Origin of the sequence: Promicromonospora citrea (genome assembly GCF_013004695.1) — a bacterium.
Classification (GTDB): domain Bacteria; phylum Actinomycetota; class Actinomycetes; order Actinomycetales; family Cellulomonadaceae; genus Promicromonospora; species Promicromonospora citrea.
The window spans coordinates 1-7,011 of sequence record NZ_JABEMG010000178.1; the positions used below are offsets into that span (position 1 = coordinate 1).

The 7,011-nt window shown below is 73.2% G+C and carries 6 protein-coding genes; all 6 read left to right on the forward strand.

From position 1 onward, the window contains the following. Positions 1-271, forward strand: a 271-nt coding sequence (locus tag HLB15_RS21380; protein WP_171108469.1) for a TilS substrate-binding domain-containing protein, incomplete at its 5' end; no start/stop codon positions are given. 3 nt (positions 272-274) lie between these two features. Then, entirely contained in the window at positions 275-829 is a 555-nt protein-coding gene (gene hpt / locus HLB15_RS21385; RefSeq protein ID WP_171108471.1) for a hypoxanthine phosphoribosyltransferase, read from the forward strand. A 192-nt stretch (positions 830-1,021) separates the two neighbouring features. Continuing rightward, on the forward strand, positions 1,022-3,058 hold the full coding sequence (gene ftsH, locus HLB15_RS21390; RefSeq protein ID WP_171108473.1) for an ATP-dependent zinc metalloprotease FtsH: 2,037 nt from the start codon (positions 1,022-1,024) through the stop codon (positions 3,056-3,058). Between the two features lie 50 nt (positions 3,059-3,108). Beyond that, positions 3,109-3,732 carry a GTP cyclohydrolase I FolE gene (gene folE, locus HLB15_RS21395; RefSeq protein ID WP_171108475.1) on the forward strand — a complete coding sequence of 208 codons (624 nt, stop codon included), beginning with the start codon at positions 3,109-3,111 and terminating at the stop codon, positions 3,730-3,732. Next, positions 3,729-4,772, forward strand: coding sequence for a dihydropteroate synthase (folP, locus tag HLB15_RS21400; RefSeq protein WP_376699412.1), 1,044 nt, complete (start codon positions 3,729-3,731; stop codon positions 4,770-4,772). Before folE ends, folP begins: the two co-directional genes overlap by 4 nt. Beyond that, positions 4,769-7,011, forward strand: a 2,243-nt coding sequence (gene folK / locus HLB15_RS24390; RefSeq protein ID WP_311979606.1) for a 2-amino-4-hydroxy-6-hydroxymethyldihydropteridine diphosphokinase, incomplete at its 3' end; no start/stop codon positions are given. The genes folP and folK, both read left to right, overlap by 4 nt.

Here is a 7,011-nt window from a genome sequence, read left to right on the forward strand (position 1 = left end):
CGGCGTGCTCGCGCCGGCCCACGCCGCGCTCCGGCGCCGTGCCCTGCGGGCCGCGGCGCTCGCGGTGGGGTGCGCGCCGTCGGACACCACCGCGCGGCACGTGGACGCCCTCGACGCGCTCGTCGTCGCATGGACGGGCCAGGGACCCGTCCACCTCCCGGGCGGCGCACGAGCGGGTCGCGCGTGTGGCAGAGTTTTCCTGCGCGCCGCGCCGTCCGCCACAGCGGACGGCCAGGACGGCGACCAGCCCCCCGGCACAACCCAGGAGTGACTTGTGGACCAGTCCGACGTCGGTTCCGACCTCGCAGAGGTGCTGCTCACCGAGGAGCAGCTCTCCAAGAAGCTGGACGAGATGGCAGCACAGATCGACGCCGACTACGCGGGCAAGGACCTGCTGCTGGTCGGTGTCCTGAAGGGGGCGGTCATGGTCATGGCCGACCTGTCGCGCCGCCTGCACCACCCGGTCCAGATGGACTGGATGGCCGTGTCGTCGTACGGGTCCGGCACCAAGTCGTCCGGCGTCGTGCGCATCCTGATGGACCTGCGCGCCGACCTGACGGGCCGCAACGTGCTCATCGTCGAGGACATCATCGACTCGGGCCTCACGCTGTCCTGGCTCGTGTCGAACCTGCGCTCGCGGGGGCCGGAGTCGGTCGAGATCGCCTCGATGCTGCGCAAGCCCGACGCGGCGCAGGCCGACGTCGACGTGAAGTACCTCGGGTACGACATCCCCAACGAGTTCGTCGTGGGCTACGGGCTGGACTACGCCGAGAACTATCGGAACCTGCCGTTCGTTGCCACTCTGGCACCCCACGTCTACGGGGGCTGACGAAGCCAGGCTTCCCAGCACCGCTCGACGCCGCGAGTGCCCGTCCGGGCGGTTCGTCACGTCTGGGCGAGGTGTGGCCCAGGCATCGCATGCTCTGGGCGAACACTCGGGGCTCCTGTCAGGGAGACCATGTAGTTTCGACGGACACATACTGCGCGAGCGGAGGGAAACGGGGCTCGGTCCCCGTCGCCGATGAACATCAAGAAGCTACTGAGCGGGCCGATCATCTGGATCCTCGTCGCCCTGGTCGTGGTGACGCTGGCCATCTCGGCACTGAACCAGCCGAACGTCTCCCGCATCGAGACGTCCCAGGGCATCGAGCTCCTGGAGGGCGACACGGTCGAGCACGCCCTCATGGTGGAGGGCGAGCAGCGGGTCGAGCTCGAGCTGTCCACGGCGTTCAAGGCCGAGGAGGGCGAGGGTGACCAGGCCGAGGAGGTCGACCACGGCACGACGGTCGAGTTCTTCTACACCCAGCCGCAGGGCGACCGGGTCGAGGACGCGATCGTCACGGCGGACCCGGCCGACGGGTTCGACTCGGAGGTGCCGCAGCCGAGCTTCTGGTCCTCCATGCTGTCGGTGCTGATCCCGTTCCTCCTGATCGGCGTCGTGTTCTGGTTCCTCCTCTCGCGGGCCCAGGGCGGCGGCAACCGGGTGATGGGCTTCGGCAAGTCCAAGGCCAAGCTGGCCAGCAAGGACACGCCGCAGGTCACGTTCGCCGACGTCGCGGGCGTCGACGAGGCGGTGGAGGAGCTCCAGGAGATCAAGGAGTTCCTGCAGGAGCCGGCCAAGTTCCAGGCCGTCGGCGCCAAGATCCCCAAGGGCGTGCTGCTGTACGGCCCGCCCGGCACCGGCAAGACGCTCATCGCGCGGGCCGTCGCCGGCGAGGCGGGCGTGCCGTTCTACTCGATCTCGGGCTCCGACTTCGTCGAGATGTTCGTCGGCGTGGGCGCCAGCCGCGTGCGCGACCTGTTCGAGCAGGCCAAGCAGAACTCGCCCGCGATCATCTTCGTCGACGAGATCGACGCCGTCGGCCGCCACCGCGGCGCCGGGATGGGCGGTGGCCACGACGAGCGCGAGCAGACGCTGAACCAGATGCTCGTCGAGATGGACGGCTTCGACGTCAAGACGAACGTCATCCTCATCGCCGCGACCAACCGCCCCGACATCCTCGACCCGGCGCTGCTGCGCCCGGGCCGGTTCGACCGCCAGGTCGCCGTCGAGGCGCCGGACCTCAAGGGCCGCGAGGCGATCCTGCAGGTGCACGCGCAGGGCAAGCCGATGGTCGAGACGGTCGACCTCGCCGCCGTCGCCCGCAGGACCCCGGGGTTCACGGGTGCCGACCTGGCCAACGTGCTCAACGAGGCCGCGCTCCTGACCGCGCGCAGCGGGGCGCAGCTCATCGACGACCGTGCGCTGGACGAGGCGATCGACCGCGTCGTGGCCGGGCCGCAGAAGCGGACCCGCGTCATGAACGTCAAGGAGCAGAAGATCACCGCGTACCACGAGGGCGGGCACGCCCTGGTCGCCGCGGCGATGCGGTACACCGACCCGGTGACCAAGGTGACGATCCTGCCGCGCGGGCGCGCGCTGGGCTACACCATGGTGATGCCGATGGAGGACAAGTACTCGACCACGCGCAACGAGCTGCTCGACCAGCTCGCGTACGCGATGGGCGGCCGGGTGGCCGAGGAGATCGTGTTCCACGACCCCACGACCGGCGCGTCGAACGACATCGAGAAGGCCTCGGCGATCGCCCGCAAGATGGTGACCGAGTACGGCATGAGCGAGAAGGTCGGCGCCATCAAGCTCGGTACGAGCGGGGGCGAGCCGTTCCTCGGCCGCGACTACGGCCACGAGCGGGACTACTCCGAGGCCGTCGCCGGCACGATCGACGCCGAGGTGCGCAAGCTCGTCGAGGCGGCGCACGACGAGGCGTGGGAGGTGCTGACCCAGCACCGCGACGTGCTCGACGACCTCGTGCTGCGCCTGCTCGACAAGGAGACGCTGAACCAGAAGGAGCTGGAGGAGGTCTTCCGTCCCGTCGAGAAGCGCCCCGCCCGCGACGTCTGGCTGTCCAGCGAGCAGCGCACCGTGCACACGCGCGGCCCGGTGCTCACCCCCAAGGAGCTCGCCGCGCAGAACGGGCACTCCGTGATCCCGCAGGACGAGGCGGTGCTCGACGTCGCCCCGCCGTCCGACGCGGCGCCGACGGACTCGCCCCACTGAGGCCGAGAGGCTTCATCCCGCAGGCCACCGACCGAGACCGGAGCACCACCATGACCGACAGGTCAGTCACGCCCGTGACGACGCCCGCACGGCGGGCGGCGGACGTCCCGCCGTACGACGCCGAGCGGGCCGAGGCGGCGGTCCGGGAGCTCCTCCTCGCCGTGGGCGAGGACCCGGACCGGGAGGGCCTGCGGGACACGCCCGCCCGCGTGGCGCGGGCGTACCGGGAGATCTTCGCGGGCCTGCGCCAGGAGCCCGAGGACGTGCTGACCACGACCTTCGACCTCGGGCACGAGGAGATGGTGCTGGTCAAGGACATCGAGGTGTACTCGACGTGCGAGCACCACCTGGTGCCGTTCCACGGCGTGGCGCACGTGGGGTACATCCCGAGCGTCGACGGGCGCATCACGGGTCTGAGCAAGCTGGCCCGCCTCGTCGAGGTGTTCGCCCGCCGCCCGCAGGTGCAGGAGCGGATGACGAGCCAGATCGCCGACTCCCTCGTGGAGATCCTGGAGCCGCGGGGCGTGCTCGTCGTCGTCGAGTGCGAGCACCTGTGCATGTCCATGCGCGGCGTGCGCAAGCCCGGCGCGCGCACCATCACCTCCGCCGTCCGCGGGGTCATGCGCGACGCCGCGACCCGAGCCGAGGCCATGAGCCTCATCGCCGGGAAGTGACGGTGCCCTCCGGCTCCGGCCACCCCACCCGGGACGCCCGGGTGCACGGCCTGCCCGAGCTGTCCGGCACCGGCCGGACGCTCGTCATGGGCGTGGTCAACGTGACGCCCGACTCGTTCTCCGACGGCGGGGAGTGGTTCGAGCCGTCCGCCGCGGTGTCCCACGGGCTGGAGCTGCTGGGCGAGGGGGCCGACATCCTCGACGTGGGCGGCGAGTCGACGCGGCCGGGCTCCTCGCGCGTGCCGCGGGACCAGGAGCTGGCGCGCGTGCTGCCCGTGATCGAGCGGCTCGCGGAGCACGGCGCGACCGTCAGCGTCGACACCACCCGCGCCGCCGTCGCCGAACGAGCGGTGGCGGCAGGGGCGCGCATCGTGAACGACGTGTCGGGTGGCCTGGCGGACCCGGACATGGGCGCGTTCGTCGCCGAGTCCGGCGTCGCGTACGTGGCCATGCACTGGCGCGGCCACGCCGACGTCATGGACGACCGCCAGGAGTACGGCGACGTCGTGGCCGACGTGCGCGACGAGCTCGGCGCGCGCCTGGCCGCCCTGCACGACGTCGGCGTGCGCCCCGAGCAGGTGGTCCTCGACCCCGGTCTCGGGTTCGCCAAGGCCGGTGCGCTGAACTGGCCGCTGCTCGCCCACCTCGACGCGCTGCACGCGCTGGGCCGGCCCGTGCTCGTGGGCGCGTCCCGCAAGCGGTTCCTCGGTCACCTCCTGGCCGACCCGGCCGGCCACCCCGCCCCGCCGCGCGCCCGGGACGACGCGACGGCGGCGATCTCCGCGCTCTCCGCCGCGGCGGGCGCCTGGTGCGTGCGCGTGCACACCGTCCGGGCCAGCGCGGACGCCGTCCGGGTCGCCTCGGCGTGGTCCGCCGCGCGCGGCGCGTCCCCGGTAGGGTCGCCGGGTACCTCTCCCCGCTCGACGGCATTGACTTCCACCGTGGCCTTGACCACAGAATCGTGGACGGCCGGGGAACAGGACCTGCCGACCTGGCAGGATTCCGGTGCACGTAATGACGATGGAGGGGGACCACGGTGACCACAGCGTTCGGAACGGGCGTCGCAGGCCCGGACGGCCGGTCGCTGGACCAGGTCCGGCTGAGCGGCGTGAGCGCACGGGGCTACCACGGTGTGCTGCCCTCGGAGCGGCAGAGCGGTCAGGAGTTCCTGGCCGACGTCGTGCTGTACCTGGACACGCGCCCGGCCGCGGCAGGGGACGACCTGGACCGGACGGTCAGCTACGCGGACGTGGCCCGCGACGTGCACGACGTCCTCGCGGGCGAGCCCGCCGACCTCGTCGAGACCGTCGCCGAGCGCATCGCCGCGGCGGTGCTCGCGCGCCCGCAGATCGAGGCGGTCGACGTGCGCGTGCACAAGCCGCACGCGCCCATCGACGTCCCGTTCACCGACGTCGAGGTGGCCATCCGCCGCGACCGCACGCACGCGCCCGTCGTCGCGGCGCCCGCGTCCGCCGGCGCGGTCGAGCCGCTCGGCACCCAGGACTTCCGCGAGCCGGCCGGCGAGCCCGCGCCGTACGAGGCCCAGGGCCTCGGCGCGCAGGGCTACGAGTACGCGGGCACCCGGTACGCGGGCGCCCAGTACGCGGACCCCGAGTACGCCGGTACCCGGTACACGGACAGCGAGTACGCCGGCAGCGAGTACGCCGGCACCGGGCAGCAGGACTTCCCGGCGACCGCAGGGCAGCAGGCCGAGGCGGGCGACCGGCTCGACCCCGCGGCCTCCGAGGCCTACCGTTCCGAGCCCGCCGAGCCGCCCCGGCGTGCCGCCGCCTTCGAGACGGCCCCGGCCGCGCAGCCCGCCGAGGCACCCGAGCCGCTGCCGGTGCCCGAGCTCATCGCCCCGGAGCCGGTCCAGCCGGCCCCGGCCGCGTGGGACCTGCCCGCCGAGGCGGCGCAGGCCGACCAGCCCGGCAAGGAGCCGGTGTTCCAGGCCGAGGAGCTCCGGTCGGAGCCCGTCTTCGAGCCCGTCCAGCAGTACGAGTCGCTCCAGGGCCTCGACCAGCGGCAGGGTCTCGACCAGCGGCAGGACGCCGACGGCGGGGCCCCGCGCCAGGACGCCTACGAGCCGCAGCAGCAGCTCGACCAGCCGCTCGAGCAGCCCCGGTACGAGGGCACGGGCTTCGAGCAGCCGCCGTACGAGCAGCAGCAGTTCGACCAGCAGCAGTACAGCCGGCAGTCGCTCGAGCAGCAGCAGTTCGAGCAGCCGCGCTACGAGCAGCACGCGCAGCAGCCCGAGCAGCAGGGCGCGCAGCCCCAGGGGCTCGACCCGCAGCAGAACCACTACGACCAGCTCTTCGACCAGCAGTACGACCAGGCGGACATGGAGCGCACCCGCGTCGCCGCCGCCGTGCCGGACGGTGCCGACCGCCCGCAGGACCAGCAGTACGGGCAGGAGCAGCAGCACGGCTCGGGCGACTTCCCGGCGGGACAGCTCCAGGGCGTCGAGCAGTACCAGCCCGACCAGCCGCACGACCGGTTCGACGAGATCCCGGCGAGCCCGGTCGACGTCGTCATCGCGATCGGCGCCAACCTGGGCGACCCGCAGGTGACGATGCGCTCGGCGGTCGCCGAGCTGGACCGCACACCCGGCCTGCAGATCACCGACGTGTCGCCGCTGGCCCGCACGGCGGCGGTCGGCGGACCGGAGGAGCAGCCGGACTACCTCAACGCCGTGGTGCTCGGCCGCACCACCCTGTCGGCCCGCGGGCTGCTCCACGCCTGCCAGGGCATCGAGAACGTGCACGGCCGCACCCGCGAGGAGCGCTGGGGCCCGCGGACGCTCGACGTCGACCTCATCACCTACGGCACGCTGACCGACTCCGCCGACGACATCGAGGTGCCGCACCCGCGCGCCCACGAGCGTGCGTTCGTGCTGGAGCCGTGGTCGCAGATCGCGCCGGAGGCAGTCCTGCCCGGCCTGGGCGGTGGCCCCGTGGCGCAGCTCGCCGCCACCGCACCGGACCGGACCGGCATCCGCTGGCTCGCCCTCGACTGGCTGACCGACCCGGAGCCCGAGCAGGGCCAGGGCGAGGACGTCGGCCAGCAGGCCACGCAGCACACGCCCGCCCCGGGCCAGGACGCCCAGAACGAGCTGCCGCCGGCGCTCCCGCCGTCGGTGCCTCCGAGCGGCCGTCCGCAGGCCTCGCCCGGCGGCCCCGTGGTCGAGGTGCCGGGCGGCGGCTCGCAGGGTCAGCCGTACCCCGGGGCCGCGCAGCCGCCCGGCGGCTCGGTGCCGATCCCGCCGCAGCAGGCCGCCTC